20 protein-coding genes are annotated in these 24,419 nt (G+C 68.6%); 13 read left to right on the top strand and 7 right to left on the bottom strand.

Features of this window, described 5'->3' with window-relative positions; genetic code table 11:
- Positions 1–10: 10 nt before the first annotated feature.
- The 7 genes from AC1XX3_RS02040 (at position 11) to AC1XX3_RS02070 (ending at position 8,025) form a co-directional block, all read left to right on the top strand.
- Positions 11–1,450, top strand: a complete 1,440-nt coding sequence (locus AC1XX3_RS02040) for an ABC transporter substrate-binding protein (RefSeq protein ID WP_483319405.1) — start codon at positions 11–13, stop codon at positions 1,448–1,450.
- A gap of 26 nt (positions 1,451–1,476) precedes the next feature.
- On the top strand, positions 1,477–2,244 hold the full coding sequence (locus AC1XX3_RS02045) for an SDR family NAD(P)-dependent oxidoreductase (protein ID WP_483319406.1): 768 nt from the start codon (positions 1,477–1,479) through the stop codon (positions 2,242–2,244).
- A 65-nt stretch (positions 2,245–2,309) separates the two neighbouring features.
- Entirely contained in the window at positions 2,310–3,248 is a 939-nt protein-coding gene (locus AC1XX3_RS02050; protein ID WP_483319407.1) for a sugar phosphate isomerase/epimerase family protein, read from the top strand.
- Positions 3,249–3,285: 37 nt separating this feature from the next.
- Complete coding sequence (locus tag AC1XX3_RS02055; RefSeq protein WP_483319408.1) at positions 3,286–4,308, top strand: 3-hydroxyacyl-CoA dehydrogenase family protein; 1,023 nt, start codon at positions 3,286–3,288, stop codon at positions 4,306–4,308.
- Complete coding sequence (locus AC1XX3_RS02060; RefSeq protein WP_483319409.1) at positions 4,305–6,008, top strand: dihydroxyacetone kinase family protein; 1,704 nt, start codon at positions 4,305–4,307, stop codon at positions 6,006–6,008. Before AC1XX3_RS02055 ends, AC1XX3_RS02060 begins: the two co-directional genes overlap by 4 nt.
- A gap of 49 nt (positions 6,009–6,057) precedes the next feature.
- Entirely contained in the window at positions 6,058–6,783 is a 726-nt protein-coding gene (locus tag AC1XX3_RS02065) for a triose-phosphate isomerase family protein (RefSeq protein WP_483319410.1), read from the top strand.
- A 120-nt stretch (positions 6,784–6,903) separates the two neighbouring features.
- Entirely contained in the window at positions 6,904–8,025 is a 1,122-nt protein-coding gene (locus AC1XX3_RS02070) for an AI-2E family transporter (protein ID WP_483319411.1), read from the top strand.
- A gap of 1 nt (position 8,026) precedes the next feature.
- On the opposite strand, the gene AC1XX3_RS02075 is transcribed toward AC1XX3_RS02070, so the two are convergent.
- The gene (locus tag AC1XX3_RS02075) at positions 8,027–9,616 is read right to left on the bottom strand and encodes an HNH endonuclease signature motif containing protein (protein WP_483319412.1); all 1,590 of its coding nucleotides are present in this window, start codon (positions 9,614–9,616) and stop codon (positions 8,027–8,029) included.
- Between the two features lie 125 nt (positions 9,617–9,741).
- On the opposite strand from AC1XX3_RS02075, the gene AC1XX3_RS02080 reads away from it, so the two are divergent.
- The 6 genes from AC1XX3_RS02080 (at position 9,742) to AC1XX3_RS02105 (ending at position 16,497) form a co-directional block, all read left to right on the top strand.
- Positions 9,742–11,811 carry a bifunctional copper resistance protein CopD/cytochrome c oxidase assembly protein gene (locus AC1XX3_RS02080; protein WP_483320199.1) on the top strand — a complete coding sequence of 690 codons (2,070 nt, stop codon included), beginning with the start codon at positions 9,742–9,744 and terminating at the stop codon, positions 11,809–11,811.
- The gene (locus tag AC1XX3_RS02085) at positions 11,811–12,509 is read left to right on the top strand and encodes a hypothetical protein (protein WP_483319413.1); all 699 of its coding nucleotides are present in this window, start codon (positions 11,811–11,813) and stop codon (positions 12,507–12,509) included. Before AC1XX3_RS02080 ends, AC1XX3_RS02085 begins: the two co-directional genes overlap by 1 nt.
- A gap of 97 nt (positions 12,510–12,606) precedes the next feature.
- Complete coding sequence (locus tag AC1XX3_RS02090) at positions 12,607–13,365, top strand: DUF1775 domain-containing protein (protein WP_483319414.1); 759 nt, start codon at positions 12,607–12,609, stop codon at positions 13,363–13,365.
- A complete protein-coding gene (locus tag AC1XX3_RS02095) occupies positions 13,362–13,931 on the top strand; it encodes a copper resistance CopC family protein (RefSeq protein ID WP_483319415.1) in 570 nt (189 codons plus the stop codon). The genes AC1XX3_RS02090 and AC1XX3_RS02095 overlap by 4 nt, the downstream gene beginning before the upstream one ends.
- Before the next feature lie 38 nt (positions 13,932–13,969).
- Positions 13,970–15,892 carry a M3 family metallopeptidase gene (locus AC1XX3_RS02100; protein WP_483319416.1) on the top strand — a complete coding sequence of 641 codons (1,923 nt, stop codon included), beginning with the start codon at positions 13,970–13,972 and terminating at the stop codon, positions 15,890–15,892.
- A 35-nt stretch (positions 15,893–15,927) separates the two neighbouring features.
- Positions 15,928–16,497: an LURP-one-related family protein gene (locus AC1XX3_RS02105; RefSeq protein WP_483319417.1), complete on the top strand. Its 570-nt coding sequence runs from the start codon at positions 15,928–15,930 to the stop codon at positions 16,495–16,497.
- 11 nt (positions 16,498–16,508) lie between these two features.
- On the opposite strand, the gene arfA (AC1XX3_RS02110) is transcribed toward AC1XX3_RS02105, so the two are convergent.
- The 6 genes from arfA (AC1XX3_RS02110) to AC1XX3_RS02135 all read right to left on the bottom strand — a co-directional run bounded on the left by arfA (AC1XX3_RS02110) (position 16,509) and on the right by AC1XX3_RS02135 (position 24,407).
- A complete protein-coding gene (gene arfA, locus AC1XX3_RS02110; protein WP_483319418.1) occupies positions 16,509–18,044 on the bottom strand; it encodes an arabinosylfuranosidase ArfA in 1,536 nt (511 codons plus the stop codon).
- A gap of 117 nt (positions 18,045–18,161) precedes the next feature.
- Positions 18,162–19,007, bottom strand: coding sequence for a carbohydrate ABC transporter permease (locus AC1XX3_RS02115; RefSeq protein ID WP_483319419.1), 846 nt, complete (start codon positions 19,005–19,007; stop codon positions 18,162–18,164).
- A complete protein-coding gene (locus tag AC1XX3_RS02120) occupies positions 19,004–19,957 on the bottom strand; it encodes a carbohydrate ABC transporter permease (protein ID WP_483319420.1) in 954 nt (317 codons plus the stop codon). The genes AC1XX3_RS02115 and AC1XX3_RS02120 overlap by 4 nt, the downstream gene beginning before the upstream one ends.
- Complete coding sequence (locus AC1XX3_RS02125; RefSeq protein WP_483319421.1) at positions 19,954–21,342, bottom strand: ABC transporter substrate-binding protein; 1,389 nt, start codon at positions 21,340–21,342, stop codon at positions 19,954–19,956. The genes AC1XX3_RS02120 and AC1XX3_RS02125 overlap by 4 nt, the downstream gene beginning before the upstream one ends.
- A 224-nt stretch (positions 21,343–21,566) precedes the next feature.
- Positions 21,567–23,096, bottom strand: coding sequence for an arabinosylfuranosidase ArfA (gene arfA / locus AC1XX3_RS02130; RefSeq protein WP_483319422.1), 1,530 nt, complete (start codon positions 23,094–23,096; stop codon positions 21,567–21,569).
- A gap of 306 nt (positions 23,097–23,402) precedes the next feature.
- Positions 23,403–24,407, bottom strand: a complete 1,005-nt coding sequence (locus AC1XX3_RS02135) for a LacI family DNA-binding transcriptional regulator (protein WP_483319423.1) — start codon at positions 24,405–24,407, stop codon at positions 23,403–23,405.
- Positions 24,408–24,419 lie beyond the last annotated feature (12 nt).

The following is a 24,419-nucleotide window of genomic DNA, read 5'->3' on the forward strand; positions in this document are numbered from 1 at the left end:
AGGAGATCTCATGTCTGCACTGACTCGTCGCACCTTCCTGGGCGGCACCGGAGCACTCGCCGTCACCGCCGTCCTCGGTGCCTGCGGCAACGACCAGAGCTCGGGCGGCGGGGGCGACAGCGAGGGCTTGCGCTGGTGGGACCACTACTCTGCGCTCCAGAAGTTCCACGCCGACTGGGCCGCGCAGCAGAGCACCACGTTGGGCACCACCATCGCCTACACCTACAACGACGCCTCGAAGTCTGCTCAAGCCCTTCAGCTGGCCAACCAGAGTCAGCAGCTCCCCGACATCTACTCCAACACCTTGGGCATTCCGCTCTCGGCGCTGGTGAAGGACAAGTGGGTCGGCGAGATCACCCTCAGCAGCGAGGCCCAGGCGCGGCTGCCGAAGGGGTCCTTCACCGACGGGATCACCAACCTCGACGGCAAGCTCTACGGTCTGCCGTTGTTCTCCTTCCGGCAGTACAGCACCGCCACCTGGTTCAACAAGGACATCATCGCCAAGGCCGGCATCGACGGCGACAACCCGCCGAGGACCTACGACGAGTACCGCGAGGCATGCGGCAAGATCAAGGCGCTCAACGGCGGGTTCTCGGCCATGACGTTGGCCCTCGGCGATCCGGGCCGGATGCGGGACCAGATGGACGACATGGCTCAGGCTGGGGGCTTCCCCGGCTATCAAGGGCTGAAGTTCGCCACCGGCGAGTACGCCTATGACGACGACGCGTACGTCAATGGGATCGAGTTCTGGAAGGAGCTCAACGACTCCGGCTACATCGTCCAGGGCAGTTCCAACTTCACCGTGGCCAACGCGCGGACCCGCTGGGCGTCCGGCGCGGCCGGGTTCTTCCCGGACGGTCCCTGGTGCGCCGGGGGCGTCCGCAACATCCTGGCCGCCTTCGTTCCCACGTTGAACGTCGGGCCCCTGCTCATGGCCGAGCCAGGAGCCGAGGTCACCGTCTATCGTGGTGCCCCGGGCTCGCAGTTCTTCATCGCCGGCAACTCCAAGGACCCCGCCAACGCGAGCAAGCTGCTTGAGTCCTTCACCACACCGGAATATCAGAAAGGGCTCGCCGCCGGGATGGACCAGCCACCGCTGAACCTGGACGTGGTCGACACCGCCGACGTGATCGAGCCGTACAGGAAGGTCGTCGGGTACTTCAAGGAGACTGTCCACCGTGCCCCCCAGGCGCTGATCCGCAACCCGGAGATCGCGGTGGCGCAGGCGGCCTCGAAGCCGATCGCCACGCACCTGGGCAACATCGTCCAGGGGTATTTGGGCGGGGACATCGCCGATCTCCGGGGCGCGCTACGCAAGCTCAACAGCGACTTCGAGAGCGACCGGGAGCAAGCGCTCAAGGCCGCCACCAGCGCCGGGGCAAAGGTTAGCGTGGACGACTACGCGTTCGCCGACTGGAAGCCCAGCACCGACTACACCTACAGCAGCTGACCCCGACCACCTTGTGAGGACATTCCATGAGCACATACCCCGAGGCCAAGACCGCCATCGTCACCGGGGCGGTGTCGGAGCGAGGCATCGGCCGGGCCACAGCTGACCTGCTGGCCAGCCGTGGCTGGAGCATCGGCATCGTCGACCTGGACGAGGGCGGGTGCAAGGCGCTGGCCGGAGACCTCGCCGACCGCCACGGTGTCGAGGCGTTCGGCGCCGCCGCCGATGTGTCCGACGAGGTCGGCGTCCGAGCGGCGATCGACCAGCTCGAGGCCAACCTGCCGCAGATCGTCGCCCTGGCCAACATCGCCGGCGTCAGCTCGTCGGTGAGCTATCTCGAGCTGACCTCCGAAGAATGGCACCGGGTTCTCAACATCAACCTGAACGGCGTGCACTACGTCACCCGCCGGGTGGCCGAGTCGATGGTGCGCTCGCGGCTGGGTCGGATCGTCAGTATCTCCTCGGTGTCGGCCCAGCGCGGCGGCGGCACGTTCAGCAAGACGCCGTACTCGGTCGCCAAGGCCGGGGTGATCGGGCTGACCCGGTCGCTGGCTCGAGAGCTGGGGCCGTACGACATCACCGTCAACGCCATCTCGCCCGGACCGATCGACACCGACATCATGGGCGGCACGCTGAGCGAGGAGCGTAAGGCGACGCTGGTCGAGGACCTGCTGGTCAACCGGCTCGGCACCACCCACGACATCGCCAGCGCGATCGGCTTCCTCTTCGCCGAGGACGCCGGCTACATCTCGGGTCAGACGCTCAACATCGACGGCGGGCTCTACATGCACTGACGCCGTCCCTGACCAACCAGCCGGACCCCCTTCCCCACCCGCGCCCGACGTACGAGGATGTCCCCGTGACCACCGACACCACCGCCTCCTGGCCCATCGCTGCCGCCATGATCAATTTTCCCGGAGTGCTGCCTGATGGCACCGCGGTGCAGGACCAGCCCGTCGAGAGCTGGCGTGACACCCTCGAGCAAGTGGCCGACGCCGGCTTCGACTACCTGGACCCGACCGACTCGTGGGTTCGGATCGCGGACCTGGAGCCGGAGCGGCTGGCCGAGTTCTCCTCGCTGCTGGACGAGGTCGGTCTGAAGCTGGGTGGCATCTCCACCGCCCGGCGGAGTGTGATCGACGCCGAACACGGTCTGGAATACCTCGCCTACGGACACCGGGTGATCGACACCGCCGCCGCCCTGGGCGTGGCTGATGTGTCCTTCGGCCTGTTCCAAGCCCTCACCGAGCAGCAGAAGCGGGCGCTGTGGTTCTGGACCGCACCCGGCTATCAGGACTCCCCCGACCCGGACAGCTGGCAGCTGGCGGTCACCCGGTTCCAGGACCTCGCCGCCCACGCCGAGCAGGTGGATGTGCACATCTCGCTGGAGATGTATGAGGACACCTATCTCGGCACAGCCGACTCCTCGGTGCGCCTGGTCACCGACATCGGCTCCGATCACGTCTGGCTGAACCCCGACATCGGCAACCTGCAGCGGCTGCACCGCCCGGTGGAGCACTGGCAGACCATGGTGGAGAAGACGGTGCCGTACGCCAGGTACTGGCATGTGAAGAACTACTTCCGCACCGAGGACGCCAGCACCGGCTCCATCGTCACCGCACCGGCCCCGATGGAGCTGGGGGTCATCAACTACCGGATGGCGGTTCGCGCCGCCATCGCGGCCGGGTTCGACGGCACCTTCCTGTGCGAGCACTACGGTGGTGACGGTCTCAGCGTGAGCGCACGCAACCGGGAGTATCTGCAGCGGATCCTGCCGCCACGTCGCCCGCGACCCTGAGCCGTACGTCCGCCGCTTTCCACAGAGTCGAGGAACCATGAGCAGACCGATCCGCACCGTTGCCGTCATCGGAGCCGGATACATGGGGGGCGGCATCGCGCAGTCCCTGGCCATCAACGGGGTCGACGTGGTGATGGCCGACCGCGACCCCGAGATCACCCGGCGGGCGTACGAACGTCTGGTGGTCGAGACCCAGGACCTTCAGGACCAGCGGCTGGTGCCGGCGGGGTCCACCGACCGGCTGGCCGCCCACCTGTCGGTGGCCGACTCGATCGCGGCGGCGGTGGCCGACGTCGACTTCGTCGAAGAAGCGGTGTTCGAGGATGTGGCAGTCAAGCACGCCGTCCTGGCGGAGATCTCGGCCGCCGCTCGAGCGGACACGATCATCGGCAGCAACACCTCCACCATCCCGGTGCATGTGCTGTGCACCGCGGTCACCGGGCCGGAGCGGTTCCTGATCGTGCACTGGTCGAACCCGGCGCCGTTCATCCCGGGGGTGGAGATCGTCTCCGGCCGGGACACCGACCCGTCGTTGGTCGCCCCCGTCAAGGAGCTGCTGGCCCGTGCGCAGCACCAGGGCGCGGAGGTGGCCGACACCCCCGGCTTCGTGCTGAACCGGCTCCAGTACGCCCTGCTCAAGGAGGCGACGGCCATCGTCGAGGAGGGCATCGCCACCCCGCAGGACGTGGACACCATCGTCAGCACCACCTTCGGCTTCCGGCTGGCCTTCTTCGGCCCGTTCGCCATCGCTGACATGGCGGGATTGGACATCTATCGCAACTGCTTCGCCACCTTCGAGCAGGCATACGGCGATCGGTTCGCCACCCCCGCGGTGCTCACCGAGCAGGTCGAGGCGGGTCACTTCGGCTTCAAGACCGGCGCCGGCTTCACCGGTGAGCACTCACCGGAGGAGATCGCCGCAGTGGTCGCCTACCGCAGCCTGGCCTACAGCCGACTCTCGCAGCTACTGCAGGAACTGGGCCCGTCGGGCATCTGGCCGCCGGCCGAGCTTGGCCAGCCCGCGCCCGAGGCCGACACTGACGGGGAGCCGCAAGCATGACCCGGGTGCTGAACACGGCCGCCAGCTTCACCGCCGACGCGGTCGCCGGACTGGTCCACGCCCAAAGTGACTATCTCGAGCCGGTGGAGGGCGGTGTCATCCGCCCCGGGCTGACCCGTCCGGGCAAGGTGGCCGTGGTCATCGGCGGCGGCAGTGGCCATTACCCCGCCTTCGCCGGCTGGGTGGGACCCGGGCTGGCCGACGGGGCCGTGATCGGCAATGTGTTCGCCTCGCCATCCACCCAGCAGATCGTCTCGGTGGCCCGTGCGGTCGACGACGGCGCCGGGGTGCTGCTGTCGTACGGCAACTATGCCGGTGACGTGCTGAACTTCTCGCTGGCCGAGGAGCGATTGCGGGCCGAGGGCATCGAGGCGGTCAACCTGCCGGTCACCGACGACGTGGTCAGCGCCGCCGCCGATGACAAGGCGCGCCGTCGGGGCGTGGCCGGTGACCTGGTGGTGTTCAAGATCGCCGGGGCCGCCGCGGAACGCGGGCTCGATCTTGCAGCCGTGGCCGCGGTGGCGGCCCGGGCCAACGCGGCGACGTACTCCTTCGGGGTGGCGTTCGCCGGCTGCACCCTGCCGGGCGACGACCACCCGCTGTTCACCGTGCCGAAGGGGTCGATGGGGGTCGGACTCGGTGTGCACGGCGAGCCGGGCGTGGACGAGGTCCCGGTCGAGCCGGCCGCCGACCTGGCTGCGCGGCTGGTCGACCGGCTGCTCGAGGAGCGTCCGGCCGGAGCCGAGCGCGCCGCGGCGCTGCTCAACGGGCTGGGCGGCACCAAGTACGAGGAGCTGTACGTCTTGTGGAACGACGTCCGGCGCCGGCTGGAGGCGGCCGGAGTCACGCTGGTGCGGCCCGAGGTGGGCGAGCTGATCACCAGCCTGGACATGGCCGGCGTCTCGTTGACACTGAGCTGGCTTGATGAGGAGCTGGAGCAGCTGTGGTGCGATCCGGCCGATACACCCGCCTTCCGCCGCAGTGAGCCGGCACGGCTGTGGCCGCGACCGGAACGGGCCGAGCGGGTCAGCGATGCCGAGGCCCGCGACGAGGCCACGCCTCAGAGCCGTGAGCTCGCCGCCGCGGTGGTGGAGACGTTCGAGGCCGTGGCGGCGTTGCTGCATGAGCGGGAGTCGGCGCTGGGTGAGCTGGACGCGATCGCCGGCGATGGCGACCACGGCCGCGGGATGACGACCGGCTGCGACGCCGCGCTGGCGGCGGCCCGGCAGGCGGCAGCTGACGGGGCCGGCCTGGCCGGCACTCTGGCCGCCGCCGGTGATGCCTGGGCCGACAAGGCCGGGGGGACGTCCGGAGCGCTGTGGGGTAACGGGCTGCACGCAGCCGCCGCCGTGCTCGACGATGTCACCCGCCCCGCGGCGGATCAGGTGGTCGCCGCGGTCACCGCCGCGCAGGACCTGGTGCTCACCTTCGGCAAGGCCAAGCGTGGCGACAAGACCCTGCTCGACGCCTTGTTGCCCTTCACGGAGGCTCTGGCCGCCGGGCTCGATGGCGGCGCGTCATTGGTGCAGGCGTGGCGGTCCGCGGCTGAGACGGCCACCGCCGAGGCGGCGGCCACCGCCCAGCTGTCCCCGCGGATCGGCCGCGCCCGGGTGCTGGCCGAGCGCAGTCAGGGTCATGCCGACCCCGGGGCAACCTCGCTGGCTCTGGTGTTCGGCGCCGTCGGGCAACGTCTTGGCTGATCAGCCGGATCCGTCGCGATCGGGCGGTTCACGCCGCCGGGTCGCGGCAGTGGGACTCAAGGCGTATTTGAGCCGCGAGCGCACTCTGGCCTGGCTGGAATCGGTCGTCCCGGCGTGCGCGGAGTATGCCGACGCGGTCGATGTGGTCGTGTTCCCCTCGCTGCCGCTGATCGAGTCTGCGCTGTCGGCGGCCGGCGGGCGGGTGGCGATCGGTGCGCAGCAGGTGTCCCAACACGGCGTCGGGGCGTACACGGGTGAAGTGCCCGCCGAGCTGCTGGCCGAGCTGGGGGTGCGGTACGCCGAGATCGGTCACGCCGAGCGCCGAGCCGAGTTCGGCGAAACGGCGGCCGTGGTCCGACAGAAGACCGCCGCCACCCTCGCCGCAGGTCTGGTGCCGCTTGTGTGCGTCGGCGAGGGCACTCGAGGCGACACCACGCCGGTCGAGCTCGGCCGGGCGATCGCGGCGGCCGGCGACCAGCTGAGCGACGTCGTGGCGGGATGCCCGACCGACGCCGAGCTGCTGATCGCCTACGAGCCGGTCTGGGCCATCGGCGCCGACCAGCCCGCCTCGGCGGACCATGTCGTCGCAGTCGCGACCGCCCTGCGCCAGATCCTGGCCGACCGCCCTCGGGCCCGCCTGCTCTACGGCGGGACGGCGGGGCCAGGGATGTTCACTCAGCTTGCGGCGGTGGTCGACGGGCTCTTCCTCGGCCGCCGAGTCCACGACCCGGCTGCCTTCGTGACCACGCTGACGGAGATCGCGACCTCCCCCTGATGGGCGCGAAGTCGGGGCGGATCGTCTGGATGCGGCCGCCCTGGGACGATCATGACCAGTGTCGACCGACATGTCGGCGATCACCCCATCACAGGTCGATGCGTGAAAGGATCAACGATCATGCCGGCCAACCAGAGTCTCGACCGCCCCGCCCCGCCGCCCAGCGCCGCCCCGCCCCAGTTCGGAGTGCTGGTGCTCGCCGGGCTGGTCATCGTCTGCGCCGGGCTGAAGGTCGTCTCCAGCATCATCGGACCGGTGTTCTTGGTCATCACCTTGGTGATCACGGTGCATCCGCTGAGCCGCTGGCTGGTGCGTCACCGGGTACCGCGGGCGCTGGCCAGTGTGATCGCGATGCTCACCGTCTATGCCACGGTGCTGGCCATCCTGGGCGCGGTGGTGTGGTCGCTGACCCGCCTCGTCAGCGCGCTGCAGGACTATGCCGACGCCTTCACGAAGATCTATAACCAGAGCCTCGAGCAGCTCGCGAAACTGGGCGTCAGCTCGGCCGCCATCGGGGACGCCCTGTCCAAGGTGAACCTCTCCAGCTTCGCCGGACTGGCGCAGACGCTGCTGAACAGCGTCACCAACGGGTTGTCGTTGCTGGCCCTGATGCTCGCCGTCGTCTTCTTCCTGGTCTTCGACGCGGCCGACATCGGCAAGCGGATGAGCATGATCCGAGCCAGCCGCCCGCCGGTGGCCACCGCTCTGACGGAGTTCGCCGACAGCGTCCGCAAATATTGGATCGTCACCACCGTCTTCGGGCTCATCGTCGCCATCTTGGACGTGGTGGCCCTGGCCATCATCGGCGTCCCGATGGCACTCACCTGGGGCGTACTGGCGTTCGTCACCAACTACATCCCCAACGTCGGCTTCCTGCTCGGCATCGTGCCGCCCGCCCTCATCGCCCTGCTGGACAGCGGTTGGGGGGCTGCCATTGCCGTGATCATCGTCTACACCGTCATCAACGTCGTCGTGCAGACGCTCATCCAGCCACGCTTCACCGGGGACGCGGTCGGGATCACCGGCACTGTCGCGTTCTTGTCCCTCATCTTCTGGGCCTATCTGCTGGGTGTGCTGGGCGCGCTGCTGGCCGTCCCGGCCACGCTGCTGGTCAAGTCGGTGCTGGTCGACAACTCCCCTTCCGGGCACTGGCTTGGCGCCCTGATCAACTCCAACCCGGGGGGCGAAGAAGACAAGCCGGTTCGACGGCGTCCGGCGCGGCCGAGGCCGGCCAACAGCTAGCTCAGGCGGCGACCGGGTCCCGCTGCGGTGCGTCCCGGCCTTTCACCGTCGCCCGGCGCCAGATCCGGCCCGCGAGCACACCGTTGCCGAGGGCGTACGTCCCCTGGTTAGTGACTAGATAAACCCAGCCATGCGGGGACCGCCACAGGTATTCACCGGGGACGGGTTGTCGGAGTCGCCAACGGCCGTGGGTCTTCAGTCGGTGATGCCTTCGATCCAGCGGGCCGAGGTTCGCCAGGCTGGTCTGCTGAGGTGGGCCTGGGTTGGCGTACGGGATGGTGTGGTCGAGGTCCATGCTCCGGCTCAGGCTGGTGCTGTAGGGGAAGACGTCGGCCGGATTGCGGAGCCGGAGGGCTTCGCGGTGGCGGTGTGGGATCTCGTAGGCGTCTACGGGTGCCGGGTTCGGGTCGAGCACCGGCCGGACGGTGATCGTGTTCGGGGTGTCGCGGAGGAATCGGCGGATCTGGTCGATGGTGACCGGGCCGTCGCCCTCGATCCGACCCACGAAGCCACCGATGGTGCCCGGGTCGTCGCCCTTGGCCCCACCCACGTAGCTGCGGGCACCACGGTGCGCGGTGTCGTGGGAGCGGGCAGGGCCGGTGTCGGGGGTTGCGGGCCGGTCGGGGCGCGCAGGGCTGGTGTCGGGGTCGCCCTCGTGGGTTGCGGCCATCAGTGCTTCGTGGCTGAGGTGGATGTAGAGCGTGGTCTGCGGCCGCGCCTTCACCGGATCCACTGTCGGTCCGTCGAACCGCACCGACTGATGCGTGTCTGCCTGGTCCGGGTCATCCGTCGACGGCTCAATCTGCTCACACGAGTCATGCCGGTGGGCCTGCAGCAGCGCCAACGCCATCGCCGGCTGACCGAGAATCCCGATCGCTTTCGATCGGCGGACCCCGACCGGACCGGTATCGCCCTCCAATTGAAGGATCTCCGCGATCCGGTTCACCATCGCGACGAACCAGACCACATCACCGGCGTTGGCCCGGGCGACCAGCACTTTGAGGCCGCCGACTTCGGTCCGACCGGCCCGGACGAACCGCTCCGCCTCCCACAACCGCGCCCGCGCTTCCGCACCCACCGGGTCCGCGCTCATCACCGCCGCCTGCAGCAGATTCTCAAACCGTGCCCACGAGATCGTCCCGATCGGACCGCACACCATGGCGTCGACAATCGCCGCTGCTTCAACAGAGAGGTGGCGGGTGTGTTGCGCGACCTTACGGGCCTTCCACCCCCGCACCTCGCCAGCCAGCACCCGTGCCCACAAGCGCGGGAAGCGGTGCCGCAGATCCAACGCATCCGCCATCTGCGCCGACGCAGCGCCGGTGGTGGTCTCCTGCAACGTCCCCAGCTCACCGGCGGCGTACTCCGACACCAACGGTGTCCCATCTCTACCCAACTGACGAAACTGCTCCCGCACCAGTCCAGGTTCGGACACCAGCTCCGGATCCGGATCCGGTCCGTGCAGGTCAGCCCAATGCGCGGCAACCATCAGCAGCCGCGTCTCCGCCATCACCACCATCCGGTGCAGTTCCGCGACACATGTCGCAGTCGCCGACGTGTCTGCCGGCAACTCCATCCGTAAATCGAACATACGTACAATTTACGAGCCGCCACTGACAATTTCGGCGCTCATCCACAGGCTTCTCCCCGTACCGATCTCCCCGCCAGACGTCTGACAGGGCACCTGTCTGAATCGCTTCCTAGACTGTCTGCGTGATGTCCGGCCGCACCCCCTCCCCCCTGCGCTCCCAGCCCCGCCCTGAGGCGGACAGCGGGACCGACTCGCGCGCGGACGTCGCCACCTCTGTACGCGACTGGATCCCGATCGCCGGAGCGGTGGGGCTCGCCCTGCTGGTCGTACTCCTCGTGTCCGGAACCACCGGTGCACTCGCCGCGATCACGCCTGCCCAGTTCGACCCCGGCGCCCTGGTCCGATACGGCCTGCCACTCGCGCGGACCGTGCACGACCTCGCCGCGGCGGTGACCGTCGGGCTTGCCGTGTTCGCCACCTGGTTCGTCGCTCCCCCTCGCGGCCGCACCAAGACCGACCGCAGCGGCGTCCTCGAAGGTCCACAGATCTGGCTGATGCGGAAGGCGGCCGTCGCCGCTGGGATCTGGCTGGGCAGTGCGATCGGCGTCATCGTCCTGACGGCCGCCGAGGTGTCCGGCACCGCACCGGGTACGCCGCTCTTCTCCAGCGTGGTGTTCTCCTTCGTCAGCCAGGTGGAGCTCGGGCGCTCGCTCGCCATCAGCGCCCTTGTGGTCGCCGTCGTGCTGAACCTGGCCATGCTGGCCACCACGGTGACCTCGGCCGCGTTCGCCGCTGTGCTGTCGCTGCTGGCCCTGCTCCCCCTCGCGTTGGGTGGGCACGCATCCGGGTCCCAGGACCACATGAACTCCGTCGACAGCCTGGCGCTGCACCTGGTGGGGGTCTGTCTGTGGGTGGGCGGCCTGGCCGCCTTGTTGCTGGTCGCCGTCCGGCTGCGAGACCAGCTGGGCACGGTGGCCGCGCGCTACTCCACCCTTGCGCTCTGGTGTTTCGTCGCCGTCGCGGTGTCGGGACTCGTCAACGGCTGGCTGCGGATCGGCTCGCTCGGCAACCTGACCAGCACGTACGGGCTGCTGCTGGTGGGCAAGACCGTCGCCCTGGTGTTGCTCGGCCTGGCCGGCTGGCTGCACCGCCGTGCCACGCTCCGCCGGCTGGGCAGCGACCGGCACTGGTTCGTCCGGCTGGCTGCGGTCGAGCTGCTCGTGATGGGCGCAACGATGGGGCTGGCCGTGGCTCTGTCCCGGTCCGCACCGCCGGTCGACGCCGAGGCGGTCGACCCGGTGTCAGGCCTGCTGGGTTATCCGGCTCCGCCGCCCATGACGGTGTCCAGCTATTTCACCACCTTCTATCCCGACCTGCTGTGGGTCGGCGTCGCGCTGCTGGCCGCAGGCTTGTACGTGGCCGGCGTGATCCGGTTACGCCGCCGCGGCGACAGCTGGCCGACCCTTCGGTTGGTGCTCTGGCTGCTCGGGTGCCTGGCGCTGATCTGGGTGACCAGCGGCGGCACCGGGGTGTACGGCCGGCTGCACTTCAGTGCCCACATGATCCAGCACATGAGCCTGGTCATGGTGGTGCCGATGTTCTTCGTCTTCGGCGCCCCGGTCACGCTTGCGCTGCGAGCACTGACCGCGCGCAGCGACGGCAGCTTCGGCCCCCGGGAGATGCTGCTCCGTCTCGTGCACAGCCGCTACCTCAGCTTCCTCGGCCACCCGGTCGTGGCCGCGGTACTGATGACCGGCAGCCTGGTCGTCTTCTATTACTCGCGGCTGTTCTCGCTGGCCATGTTCACCCACACCGGCCATGTGCTGATGACCGCCCACTTCCTGCTCAGCGGTTATCTGTTCGTCTGGGCCTTGGTCGGCACCGACCCCGGCCCCTCGCGACCGCCGTACCCGTTCCGGTTCGGGCTGCTGCTGATCACGCTGGCGTTCCATGCCTTCTTCGCCATCTCCCTGATGGCCACCGGCAGCATCCTGGCGCCGGACTGGTGGGCGGCCCTCGGTCAGACCGACCAAGCGGCGCTGCTGGCCGACCAGGAGCGCGGCGGGCAGATCGCCTGGGCCACCGGCGACCTGCCGTCGGCTCTCATCGGCGTAGCGCTGATCGCGGCGTGGGTCCGCGACGATACCCGCGAGTCACGGCGTCGCGACCGCAAGGCGGACCGTGACGGTGACGCCGAACTACGCGCCTACAACGAGCAGCTGGCGGCCATCGCCCGGCGCGACCAGTCGTCCTGATGCCTGCCTCGAGCCACGTACGTCGCCCGGCCCGGCCGGGTCGCGGCGTGGTCCGTGGGGTTCGCGCCGCGGCGCTGGGCGGCGGCTCGCTGCTGCTCGCCTGCAGCGCCCATCTCGCCGGCGGCGGCCAGCTGCCCGGAGCGGGACTGGTGGTGGTCCTGGCCGGCGTCTTCGCCCTGGTTGCCCTCTCGGTGACGGTGCGCCGCTGCCGGATGCCGCTGCTGCTCATCGTGCTCGGGCTCGAACAGCTCGCGACGCACCACGTCCTCAACGTCGCCACCCGGGTCGAGGTCATCGCTGCCGGCGGCCACGCCGAAGTGTCGGCATGCGTCCCCAGCGGCCACCACGCCACCGTGGGCTGCGGGGTCCCCCTGGGAGACGTCACCGCGAGTGGGCTGGCCCAGCCGCAGGTTGTCGGGGCCGGCTGGGGGATGACGGTGGCCCACCTGATCGCCACCGTCGCCGCGGCCTGGCTGTTGGCCCGCGGCGAGGCCTGGCTGTGGCGGGTGAGCGATCGTTTCATCCGGGCGGCGACCAGCGCGCCGACCGAGCGACCCGCCGGCCGCCGCCCTGGTGCCGCCGGCGCTGCCCCGGCCGGGCGCCCGAGCCGCATCGACCCGGTGGCGGCCCCGCGCGGGCCACCGACCCTCAGGCTCATCCCGCTGTGCTGCGCCTCGCCGGCGCACCCACCCGCCTGAGCGGCTCACCACCTGTCCCGTGCCGGACCTGAGCACGGTGACCGACGGTCGACAGTCGCGCGCGGGCCCAACCCGTACTCGACCTTGAAGGAAACCCATGTCGCACGCCCCTGGTCAATCTGTTGACCCTGTCCGCCCCGTTCAACCTGTCCGCCGCCGGCGCGCAGCCCTCCGGGTGCTGACGGCCGCCGTCCTCTGCGGCGGCCTTGCAGCGCTGTCCCCCGCGCCCGCCGCCGCCCACGTCCGGGTCATCCCGGACAGCAGCACCACCGGCTCATACAGCGCCCTCACCTTCCGGGTGCCCAACGAGTCGGACACGGCAGGCACCGTCAAGGTGTCGGTCCAGCTCCCCCAGGACACCCCCTTCCTGCACGTCAGCGCCAAACCGGTCCCTGGCTGGCAAGCCGTTCAGCAGGAGGCCACGCTGCCCGAGCCGGTCGTTATGGACGGCGCCACCATCACCAAGGCCGTCCGGACAGTGACCTGGACCGCTGACGACGACGTGCAGATCGGCCCGGGCGAATATCAGGAGTTCTCGCTCTCGGTCGGACCTCTGCCGGCGCCGGGGACCGTGCTGCTGCCGGCCACGCAGACCTACTCGGACAAGTCGGTCGTCGCCTGGGACCAGCCCACGCCCGCCTCCGGCGAGGAACCGGCGCACCCCGCTCCCGAGCTCCAGGTGATCGCCGCCGCGGCGTCCGATCCACAAGCCGCCGCCGCGCCTGCAGAGTCCAGCACCACCGACCCGGTGGCCCGGGGTCTGGGTGCCGCGGCGCTGGTGGTCAGCCTGGCCGGACTGGTCATCGGGGGGTTGGCGCTGCGCCGCCGAGCCGGTCGGACATCATCGAACCCATGACCGTCCCCGTATCGCCGGCCGGCCGTCGGCACCGGGTCCTGGCCCGGCTCGCGCTGTCGGTCGTCGGCGCGGTGGCCACCCTCGTGGTGGCCGCCGCTCCGGCGGCCGCCCACAACGCCCTGAGCCAGACCTCCCCTGCGGATCAGGAAGCGGTGGCGAGTACGCCGGCCGAGGTGGTGCTGACCTTCGACGAGCCGGCGGTCGCGATGGGCACCCAGGTGGTGGTCACCGGGCCGACCGGCCAGGTGCAAAACGGTGATCCGGTGCTGATCGACAACACTGTCCGCCAGCCGCTGAGCCCTGGATCCCCCGCCGGCCGATACACGGTCGAATGGCGGGTGACCTCCATCGACGGCCACCCGATCGCCGGGTCGTTCACGTTCACCAGCGAGTCCGCCGGCTCGGCCACCGCGTCGGCAGCACCCGCACCCACACCGGCCCCCGGCGGTCACCCGCACGAGCAGCCGGTCTTCGGCGGACGCTGGATCGCCTTCGCCGCGGTGACCATCGCGGGCGTCGCCGCCATCAGCCTGTGGCTCAGGTACGAGCGCCGGATGCGCTCCTGACCGAGCGCCCGGCGAGCATGCTCAGTAAGGTCGTCGACATGGTGCCCGCCCCTCTCGACCTGCCCACCGACGACTGGACGACCTGGCTGCAGAGTCGCGGCCACGGCCAGCTGCAGCAGGCGGCAGACCACGTCGCCGCGCTCAAGACCACGACCCCGGGCGACCCAGCCATCCTGCAGCACTGGAACGACGCCGCCATCGCCCTCCGCAACGCCTCGGCCGTCTCCTCCTTGCTGTCGGCAGTGCACCCCGACGCTGAGGTCATCGAGCTGGCCGAGGCGCTGGAGGTCGAGGCCGAGGCGTTCAGCACCGACCTGCACCTCGACACCGTGGTGTTCGAGCGACTCCGCTCGGTGCCGTCCGACGCGCTCGACGCCGGCGGCCGGCGCGTCGTGGAGACCGCACTGCGCGCCTTCCGTCGTTCCGGCGTGGACCGAGGCGATGAGATCCGTGACCGCGTCCGTGCCCTGGACCAGCGGCTCACCGACCTGAGCCAGACCTTCGCCCGTACGCTCCGCGACGGGCGCCGCAGCATCACCCTGCCGCCCGCCGCCCTGGACGGGTTGTCAGATGAGTACGTCGCGGCGCACCCGGTCGGCGAGGACCAGACGGTGACCGTCACCACCGACTACCCGGACGCGCACCCGTTCCTGGCCTACGCCCGCGATCCCGAGGCACGGCGAGCGGTGGCCCGGACGTACTTCAATGTCGGCTGGCCCGACAACGAGGCGGTACTGCAGGAACTGCTCCAGCTGCGGGATGAGAAGGCCCAGCTGCTCGGCTACGCCAGCTGGCCGGACTACGACGCCGAGATCAAGATGATCGGGACCGGCTCGGCCATCGCAGCGTTCATCGACCGCATCGCGGCCGACTCGGAGGTCGCCGCGCATCGCGAGCTCGACGTGCTGCTCGACCGGGCCGCGGCCGACGGCGAGGAGGTCATCGACCTGGCGAACTGGCGCTACTACTACGAGGCGGTCAAGCGGGAGCGGTACGGCGTGGACGCGAACGAGGTACGTCGCTACCTCGACTTCGCCAAGGTGCGCGACGGCCTGCTGAGCGTGACCAGCCGGTTGTTCGGCCTCCGCTACACCCCGGTCGACCGCGACCATGCGGGCACCTGGCACGCCGATGTCACCTCCTATGACGTGGCACTCGTGGCCGAGGACGGGAGCGCCGACGTGCTGGGCCGGATCCACCTCGACCTGCACCCGCGGGAGCGGAAATACAACCACGCCGCCCATTTCGAGTTGGTGCCCGGCATCCTCGACCGGCAGCTGCCTGAAGGCGTCCTGGTCTGCAACTTCCCGCGCGGGCTGATGGAGCACCGCGATGTGGTGACCCTGTTCCACGAGTTCGGTCACCTGATGCACCACGTGCTGGCGGGACGCCACCCGTGGGTGCGCTTCTCCGGGGTGGCCACCGAGTGGGACTTCGTCGAGGCGCCGTCGCAGATGCTCGAGGAGTGGGCCTGGGACCCCGCGGTGCTGCAGACCTTCGCCACCGACGCCGCCGGCACCTCGATCCCGACCGAGCTGGTGGCGAAGATGCGGGCCGCGGAGGACTTCGGCAAGGGCTTCCTGGCCCGGACCCAGATGTTCTACGCCGCCGTGTCCTACCGACTGCATCTGGAGCGGCCTTCGGACCTGACCGCGCGGATGCTCGAGCTGTCGGCCCAGTACAGCCTGGTGCAGCCGCTGCCCGACACCCACTTCCACGTCCGGTTCGGTCATCTGGCCGGCTACACCTCGGCGTACTACACCTACATGTGGTCGCTGGTCATCGCCAAGGACCTGTTCAGCGCCTTCGACCCGGACGACCTCTTCGACGCCACGGTGGCCACCCGCTACCGCGACACGGTGCTGGCTCCTGGCGGTTCGGACGACGCCGCCGCCCTGGTGGAACACTTCCTCGGGCGGCCGTACGACACCGCCGCGTTCACCGCGTGGCTGAACCGCTGAGCTGCATCCACCCACCGATCGCCTAGGTTGAGGCCATGAGTGCTACCCAATATCTGCCGGTCTTCTTCGTCGCGCAGACGTTCGCCATGACCCTTAACCGCTATGAGCTGCACGCCGCCAACCCCGACCTCAGCGTCGGATCCCTGCTCGGGGTGGCCGAACAGAAGCGGCTGGCGATCAAGGAGCAGGTGACGTTCTACGCCGATGCGACCCGGACGCGGCCGGTGTTCAGCTTCCGGGCGCGCAAGGCCATCGACCTCAACGGTTCCTACGACGTCTTCGACGAGGATCAGCAGCCGCTGGGCACCTTTCGCAAAGACTTCGGCCGGAGTCTGGTGCGGACGACCTTCCATCTGGAGGGACCGGGATACGCCGGCACCGGTCAGGAGCGCAGCCTGCTGGTGGCGCTGCTGAGCCGGTTCGGCGACATGCCGTTCCTGCCCGTGCACTTCGACTTCGTCGGGACCGACGGCGCCCCGCTGCTATCGGTCGAGCGGCAGGCCTCGGTCCGGGACCGCTACACCGTGCGGGTCCCGGACCAACGGATCGACTATCGGGTGGCCGCCGCCGTGGCCGTGGGCCTGGACGCTCTGCTCGGTCGCTGAGGTCCGCGCGCTCAGGCGCTGGTGACCGCGACCGTGATGGCGGCCCAGGACAGCGGCGGCAGCCGTACCACCAGGTTGCCGTCGACGACGCTGACCTCGTTCAGCTCGACCATCCCGACCGGCTGGTGTCCGGCGGAGTTCGACGCGAACCGGTCACCCCCGTCGGGGATGGTGAGCACCTGGGCCGAGGTGACGGTCCCGGCCCGCAGGCCGCGCAGCACAACATCGACGTCGGCGGGCTGCTCGAGTCCGCGGTTGGCGACGAAGACGCTGACGCTGCCCCGAGCCTCATCCCAGGTGGCACTGAGGTCGACCACGTCGGCCTCGCCGTACTTGGCGTTGTGGCTGCGGTCCGACGTCACCGCCGCGCGCAGGATCTGCCCGGTCGCGGCGCCGGCCATGGCGGCGAACGGGAAGAAGATCGACTGGCGCCAGGCGGGTCCGTTCGGCTCGGTCCGGATCATGCCGAGCAGGTTCACCAGCTGCGCCTGGTTGGCGATCTTGACCCGGTCACCGTGGCGCAGCAGCGAGTTGAGCAGGGTGCCGACCACCACCCCCTCGGTGACGTCATAGTTGCCCTCCCCGATTGGCGGTGCCTGGTCCCAGTTCCGGGTGATCTCGGACTCGGTGACCACCTCGGCTGCGTCGGTGCGCCGGTAGGTGACGTTCCACTCGTCGAAGGAGAGGTCGATCCGCTTCTGGTGCCGGCCTTGGGCCCGGACGGCGTCGGCCGTGGCCACCACCGACTCGATGAAGCGGTCCATGTCGACCGCGCTGGCCACAAAGCTGTCCACGTCGCCGTCGGAGTCGGAGTAGTAGGTGTGCAGCGAGATGTAGTCGACCTGCTCGTAGGTGTGGGCCAGCACCGTGGACTCCCAGGCCCCGAACGTCGTCATCGAGGAGTTGGAGCTGCCACAGGCCACCAGCTCCAGCCGCGGGTCGATCATCCTCATCGCGCGGGCCGCCTCGGCAGCCAGCCGCCCGTACTCGTCGGCGGTCTTGAAGCCGATCTGCCACGGGCCGTCCATCTCGTTGCCCAGGCACCACAGGCGGATGTCGAACGGCTGCTCGGCGCCGTTACTGCGCCGCAGGTCCGACCGCTGCGTTCCGCCGGGATGGTTGGCGTACTCCACCAGCGCGCGAGCCTGCTCCACTCCCCTGGTGCCGAGGTTGACCGCCTCCATCACCTCCACGTCGGCCAGCCGGGCCCAGTCGACGAACTCGTGCAGACCGAAGGCATTGGTCTCGAGGGTGTGCCACGCCCCGTCCAACCGCCGCGGCCGCTGCTCGACCGGGCCCACCCCGTCCTCCCAGTTGTAGCCGGAGACGAAGTTGCCACCCGGGTAGCGGACCACCGTGACCCCGAGCTCCTTGGTCAGCTCCAGCACGTCGCGACGAAAGCCCTGAGCGTCGGCGTCGGGGTGGCCCGGCTCATAGATCCCGGTGTAGACACACCTCCCCATGTGCTCGACGAACGACCCGAAGAGGCGCCGCGGCACGGGGCCCACGGTGAAGTCGCGGTCGAGAACGATACGTGCACGGGCCATGGACGGGTGCTCCTTGTCGTGGTGCCTGGTGGGGTGTGACACGACCTCGGTCGCCGGTCAGGCTGGCGGCCGAGGTCGTGTCGGTTCCGATGTGAAGGTCGGCGGTGAAGCAGGGTGTCAGCCCTTGAGCCCGCTGGTCGCGACCCCTTCGATGATGTAGCGCTGAAGTGCGATGTAGAGGATCAGCACCGGCACCGAGGCGATCGTCGCCCCGGCCATGATCACCGGGTAATCGGTCGCGAATGCGCCCTTGAGCGTCGACAGACCAGCCGGCAACGTCAGCCGCTCCGGGGAGAAGAGGACGAAGATCGGCCAGACGAAGTCGTTCCAGCTGGCCAGGAACGAAATCACCCCAAGGGTGACCAGGGCCGGCCGCGAGATCGGCAGGATGATCCTGGTCAGGATCGTCCAGGTGTTCGCTCCGTCGATCAGCGCGCTCTCCTCCAGCTCCCGGGGGATGCTCATGAAGAACTGCCGCAGGAAGAACACCCCGAAGGCTCCGGCCGCACCTGGCACGATCAGAGCCAGCAAGGTGTCGAGCCAGCCCAGCTGGTCCATCAGCAGATAGTTGGGCATCAAGAAGATGAAGCCCGGCACGAACAGCGTCGAGATGATGACGCCGAACATGAGCCCTCGACCCTTGAACTGCATCCGCGCCAGCGCGTACGCCGCCATCGAGGCCACCACCATCACCAACAGGGCGTGTGCGGTGGCGGCGATGAAGGAGTTCAGAGCCCAGACCAGCACCGGGTTCTGCGAGTCGGCGAAGATGAACCGGAACGCCCGCAGCGTCAGCTCATCGGGGATGATCGTCAGCGGGATCCGGCGTGAGTCAGACTGCGTGCGGAACGCCGTCAGATACATCCACAGGATCGGCACGATGAAGATCGCCGCCAGGATGACCATCCCGGCCCAGAAGAACGGGCCGTTGCGGTCCCGGGTATAGCTGCGCGTGCGGCTCATGACTTGCGCTCCCTCATCACAGCGAAGTTGATGATCGAGACGATCGCCAAGAAGATGGCCAACATGTAGCTCATCGCGGACGCCGTCCCCATCTTGAAGCCACGCAGGCCCTCCTGAGTCATAACCATAATCGCCGTCCGGGTGCTGTCACCCGGTCCGCCGTTGGTCACCAGATAGGACTGGCCGAACATGTTGGCACTGGCCAGGATCGTCGTCGTGACCACGAAGACCATGACCAGCCGGAGGCCGGGCAGCGTGATGAAGCGGAACTTGCCCCACGCGCCCGCGCCATCCAGCTCGGCCGCCTCGTACTGCTCCACCGGGATGTTGCCCAGACCCGCCAGATAGATGACGGTGTTGAAGCCGAGCGTCCACCAGACAGTCATGCCGACCAGGGCGACCCAGGCCCACGGTTGGGTCTGTGCCCAGCCCACCGGCGGAATGCCGACCAGACCGAGGACATAGTTGACCAGACCGAATTGTGCGTCCAGCAGATAGCTGAACAGCACACCGATGACCGCGATACCCAACACGTACGGGGCGAAGATCATCGCGCGGAAGAAGGTCCGCCCCGGGAACTTCCGGTTGAGCAGCAGAGCGATCATCAACGGGATGGCGATCAGGAACGGAACGCTGGCCACGGTGAAGATCGCCGTCGCCCGCATGCCGTTCCAGAACGACTCGAAGATCACCGATGCCGGGTCGAAGAGGTCCTTGTAGTTCTGCAGGCCGATGAACGGCTTCTGCGGCAGCATGAAGTCCCAGTCGTGCAGGCTGATCCAGATGCCGAAGACTGCCGGACCGAGCACGAAGGTGACCAGCAGCAGCAGATACGGCAAGCACAGCAGGTACGGCGTCGCCGGATGGTGCAGGCGGAGCCGCCCCGACTTGCGTGGGGTCGAGGAGGCCTGCGCCGGCGAGGTCTTCGCCGGCGCCGTCGCGGTGCTCATCCGTACTTCTTCTTGTTGGCCTCAAGGATCTTGTTGGCCTTCTCCGCACCTTCCCCGAGAGCCGTGGCGATGTCCTTCTTGCCGAGCATGGCCGTGCTGACCGCACTCTCGAACTCGGGCGAGACGTCCTGGATACCCGGAACGGCAGGCACGAAGTTGACATAGTCGATCTGCTTGGCGAACTCGGTGACCGCACCGAGCTTGGCGAAGCCCGGGTCCTCGCGGACGCTCTTGCGCGCCGGCACCATGCCGGCCGTCGCCCAGTTCAGCGACTGCTGCGACATCCAGTTGACGAAGACGCGAGCAGCCTGGGCCTTGTTCTGGTCCGCCTGGACCTGACGCGGCAGCACGAAGTGGTGCGCGCCCGACCAGGTCTGCAGCGAATCGCCGATCTGCGGCACCGGTGCAGCGCCCCACTTCAGCTTCTTGTTGTCGCTCAGCGGGGTCGTCATCCACGGGCCGTTCATCATGAACACGGCCTTGTCGTTGTTGAACGAGACGTAGTTGCCGTCGCCGGCGGCGTTCTTGGGGCTGTAGCCCTGGTCGATCAGGCTCTTCCACCAGGTGATCGCCTTGACCCCCTGTTCGCCGCCCCAGCCGACAGTGAGGCCGTCATCGTTGACCATCTTTCCGCCGAACTGGTAGACCAGCGTCTGGGCCTCGAGGCCGAAGACGCTCAGCGCTGAGGTCCACATGCCCTGCATTCCCTTGGACTTCGCCTTGTCCAAGATCGCCATCAGCTCGTCGCCGGTGGTCGGCGCCTTCTCCGGGTCCTCACCGAGCTTCTCCAGCACGGTCTTGTTGTAGTAGAGACCGGCCGGGTGCATGTCCAGCGGGAGGCCGTACCGGACCGGTGCCTCGTCCTTCGGACCCTTGTAGAGGCCGGCAGCCCAGACCAGCGGGGAGAAGTCCTCTTCCTTCAGATCAAGGGCGGTTGCCACATCGTCGAGCGGCTGCAGCACCTGGCGGGCTGCGTTGGTGGCCAGCGCGTACTCGTGCATGATCCCGATATCGGGGCCTTTGCCGTTGCTCACTGCGGCCGGCAGCTTCTGGTAGTACTCGGCCCAGGCGATGGCGGTCATGCTGACCTTGATGTTGGGGTGTTCCTTGTTGAAGTTGTCCATCATCTTCTTCATGATGGGCCCGTCACCACCGGTCAGGCCGTTCCAATAGGCCAGAGTGACGTTGGGGCCGTCGTACTTATCGGCACCGCCACCACCGGGCGCCGACTGGGCCTGGCCGGGCGCACCGGACGAGCCCGCACCACAGGCGGCGAGTCCCACGGCTGCGGCGGCGCCCATGGCACCGGTCAGCACGCCGCGGCGACTGATCGCCCGGTCGCGGAGGAAAGCCCCGTTGCTGGATGAGCTGAACGTCTTTGTCATCGTGCTCCTTCTTCCAATGGTGGTGTTGCTTCGCGCTGTGTGTGCTTCGCGAGGCGGGCGATCGCGGCCTTCCGCGTCGTACCCGTGGCTTCGTCTATCGGCTGCTCCTGCAGGTACTGGTTGATTATGTGAGCGTCGTCACACGAAATGTAGCCCCCTTTCTACCAATCGGTGGGACCTCGCCGGTGACAGATTTACAACGGTCACCCGCTCTGGATGAGCTGTCAGCCGCGCGGGCACTCGAACTCGAAGACCGTCCACGACAGCGCCGGCAGCGTCGCCGTGAGCTGGCCAGAGTCGAACGTGTGGTCGGTGAACGCCCGCGGGGTCACGGCATCGTGCACCTCCAGGTTGGTGGTGTGCCGGTCCTGACCCAAGCCGGCGTGCAGCGTGCTGGCGCTGCGCACCGAGGTGACGTTCAGTCCCCGAAGGTCGACCTCCAGGGTCGAGGTCTCGTCCTGGCTGCGGTTCGCCACGAACAGCGCCGCCCGGCCGGCCTCGGCGTCGTACGTTGCGCTGGCGTCGACGAGCGGTACGTCGGTGTAGGTGGGCGTGTCGTACTTGTCGGAGGTGGCCACCACCTGCACGATCTGGCCGGTGGCCAGGTGCCGCATCTGTTCGAACGGGTAGGCGATGGTCTGCTTCCAGGCTTCGCCGCCCTCCTCCGAGCGCAGCAGCCCGATCACGTTGACCAGCTGGGCCTGGTTGGCCACCGTCACCCGGTCGCCGTGGCGCAGCAACGAGTTCATCAGCGTGCCGACCACGACGGCGTCGGTGATCGTGTACTCATCCTCGATCAGCCGCGGCTTGGGCCGCCACTGAATCGTGTTGGCCTTGGGCCCGTCGCCGCTGAAGCGGCCGATGTACCAGACGTTCCACTCATCGAAGGAGAGGTTGATCCGCTTCTTGTAACGACCACGGGCACGAACGGCATCGGCGGTGGAGATGACGTCGTCGATGAAGTTGTCCATGTTGACCGCGGAAGCCAAGAAGGTGCCGGCGTCCTCGTCGGTCTCTTCGTAGTAGGCGTGCATCGAGATGTAGTCGACCGTGTCGTAGCACAGGTCGAGCACCGTGGACTCCCACGACCCGAAGGTCGGCATCCGCGAGTTCGACGAGCCGGAAGCGACCAGCTCTATGTCGGAGTCGATCAAGCGCATGGCCTTGCCGGTCTCGTTGGCCAGCCGGCCGTACTCGGCCGCAGTCTTGTGTCCGACCTGCCACGGGCCGTCCATCTCGTTGCCCAGGCACCAGAGCTTGTAGTTGAACGGATCCTTGGCACCGTTGGCGATCCGCCGGTCCGACCAATAGGTGCCGCCGGCGTGGTTGGTGTATTCCAGCAGGTCGCAGGCCTCTTGCAGACCGCGGGTGCCGAGGTTCACCGCCATCATCACCTCGGTGCCGACCTTCTTGGCCCAGTCATCGAACTCGTGGATCCCGAACTCGTTGGTCTCGATCGAATGCCAGGCCAGGTCCAGCCGCGTCGGGCGCTGGTCCCGAGGGCCGACGCCGTCCTCCCAGCGATAGTTGGAGACGAAGTTGCCGCCCGGGTAGCGGACGACCGTCGGCCCGATCTCCTTGGTCAGCTCCATCACGTCGCGGCGCAGCCCTTGATCATCGGCGGTGGGGTGACCGGGCTCATAGATGCCGGTGTAGACGCAGCGACCCATGTGCTCCACGAAGGAGCCGAACAGGCGGCGCGGAACCGGGGCGATCGTGAAGGCCGCATCAAGAACGAGCTTGGCTGAGGGCATGAAAGAAAGACTTCCTTGTCTGCTTGGTGGTCGATCAGGTTCGAAGAAGAACTGTCACGCGTGCGGCGCAACTGGTGGAGCGGGTGGCGATGAGTGGCCAGGACGGCACTGACGAAGCGGCTGAACCACACGGTCGTGGGGTGGTCAAGCGGAGCGCCGATGGTGTCCCTACTCGCCGAGTACCTCGCCTACTACATCGTTGTAAAAGCTCGCGGCCCGCCCAGTTCGCTACCGACGGTCATGTGAAAGGGACAGTACATCGTTGTAGGCGGGGCTACAACGATGCATCTTCCACTGTGACCCAGATCACTCAGAGCCGCGGCGGCGGGTGCTGTCGCGCCGAACGATCGAATGCGGCAGGGTCACCGTCGCCACGGGCCGGTCCGGATCCGCGATCCGCTGGGTCAGCAGCTCCAGCGTCGTCTCGGCGAACAGCGCCTTGTCGAACCGAACGGTGGTGAGCGGCGGCACGGCGTAGCGGCCCTCGGCGACGTCGTCGTAGCCGACCACGCTGACGTCGTCGGGCGCGCGCAGGCCCGCCGACCAGAGGGCGTTCAGCGCCCCCAGTGCGAGCGAGTCGGTGAAGCAGAAGATGGCTTCGGGCACCTCGTGCTCGGCCAGATGGCCGGTCAGCGCCGCGGCGCCGCCGGCCGGGGTGTACTCGCTGGTCTCGATCTCCAGCCGGGAGTCGAGCGGGATCCCGGCTGCGGTCAGCGCCTGGTGATAGCCGGCGAGCCGCAGCCGCGCAGTCGCGGACTCCATCTTGCCGAGCACGGCGATCCGGCGGTGGCCTTCGTCGATCAGCAGCTGGGTGATCTCCCGCGCGGCGGCGGTGTTGTCCAGCCAGACGTGATCGGCGAGCGGCTGGTCCACTTCCCCGATCAACACGACGGGGGGCAACCAGACACCCCGCTGCACCACCGTCGTCTCCAGCAGCACCGGGTTCAACACCATGCCGTCGATGAGATGCGCCCGTGCCCTGGACAACAGCTGGCGCTCCCGGTCGGCCGCGCCGGACGTCTCCTCGATCTGCACGCTGAGGCCGCGGCGAGCCGCCGCCACCACCAGGTGGTGGGCCATCTCGGCCGAGTACGGCGTGCCGAGATCGGGCAGTGCCACCGCTATCAGGCCTGACCTGCCGTTGCGCAGGCCGCGGGCGGCGAGGTTGGGGACGTAGTCGAGGTCGGCGAGCGCCTGCTCCACCCGGAGCCGCGTCGATGGACTGACCGGGAAGGTGCCGTTGACGACGTTGGAGACAGTCTTGGGTGAGACACCGGCCCGGTGGGCCACGTCCCTGACTGTCGCGCGCATCCGGTCAAACTA

It is taken from the genome of Microlunatus sp. M237 (assembly GCF_056896895.1).

Excerpts from the sequence above, each read along its gene's own strand:
- AC1XX3_RS02040 (WP_483319405.1), top strand. The coding sequence starts at position 11 with ATGTCTGCACTGACTCGTCGCACCTTCCTGGGCGGCACCGGAGCACTC.
- AC1XX3_RS02045 (WP_483319406.1), top strand. The coding sequence starts at position 1,477 with ATGAGCACATACCCCGAGGCCAAGACCGCCATCGTCACCGGGGCGGTG.
- AC1XX3_RS02055 (WP_483319408.1), top strand. The coding sequence starts at position 3,286 with ATGAGCAGACCGATCCGCACCGTTGCCGTCATCGGAGCCGGATACATG.
- AC1XX3_RS02060 (WP_483319409.1), top strand. The coding sequence starts at position 4,305 with ATGACCCGGGTGCTGAACACGGCCGCCAGCTTCACCGCCGACGCGGTC.
- AC1XX3_RS02070 (WP_483319411.1), top strand. The coding sequence starts at position 6,904 with ATGCCGGCCAACCAGAGTCTCGACCGCCCCGCCCCGCCGCCCAGCGCC.
- AC1XX3_RS02075 (WP_483319412.1), bottom strand. The coding sequence starts at position 9,616 with ATGTTCGATTTACGGATGGAGTTGCCGGCAGACACGTCGGCGACTGCG.
- AC1XX3_RS02080 (WP_483320199.1), top strand. The coding sequence starts at position 9,742 with ATGTCCGGCCGCACCCCCTCCCCCCTGCGCTCCCAGCCCCGCCCTGAG.
- AC1XX3_RS02085 (WP_483319413.1), top strand. The coding sequence starts at position 11,811 with ATGCCTGCCTCGAGCCACGTACGTCGCCCGGCCCGGCCGGGTCGCGGC.
- AC1XX3_RS02090 (WP_483319414.1), top strand. The coding sequence starts at position 12,607 with ATGTCGCACGCCCCTGGTCAATCTGTTGACCCTGTCCGCCCCGTTCAA.
- AC1XX3_RS02095 (WP_483319415.1), top strand. The coding sequence starts at position 13,362 with ATGACCGTCCCCGTATCGCCGGCCGGCCGTCGGCACCGGGTCCTGGCC.
- AC1XX3_RS02100 (WP_483319416.1), top strand. The coding sequence starts at position 13,970 with ATGGTGCCCGCCCCTCTCGACCTGCCCACCGACGACTGGACGACCTGG.
- AC1XX3_RS02105 (WP_483319417.1), top strand. The coding sequence starts at position 15,928 with ATGAGTGCTACCCAATATCTGCCGGTCTTCTTCGTCGCGCAGACGTTC.
- arfA (WP_483319418.1), bottom strand. The coding sequence starts at position 18,044 with ATGGCCCGTGCACGTATCGTTCTCGACCGCGACTTCACCGTGGGCCCC.
- AC1XX3_RS02115 (WP_483319419.1), bottom strand. The coding sequence starts at position 19,007 with ATGAGCCGCACGCGCAGCTATACCCGGGACCGCAACGGCCCGTTCTTC.
- AC1XX3_RS02120 (WP_483319420.1), bottom strand. The coding sequence starts at position 19,957 with ATGAGCACCGCGACGGCGCCGGCGAAGACCTCGCCGGCGCAGGCCTCC.
- AC1XX3_RS02125 (WP_483319421.1), bottom strand. The coding sequence starts at position 21,342 with ATGACAAAGACGTTCAGCTCATCCAGCAACGGGGCTTTCCTCCGCGAC.
- arfA (WP_483319422.1), bottom strand. The coding sequence starts at position 23,096 with ATGCCCTCAGCCAAGCTCGTTCTTGATGCGGCCTTCACGATCGCCCCG.
- AC1XX3_RS02135 (WP_483319423.1), bottom strand. The coding sequence starts at position 24,407 with ATGCGCGCGACAGTCAGGGACGTGGCCCACCGGGCCGGTGTCTCACCC.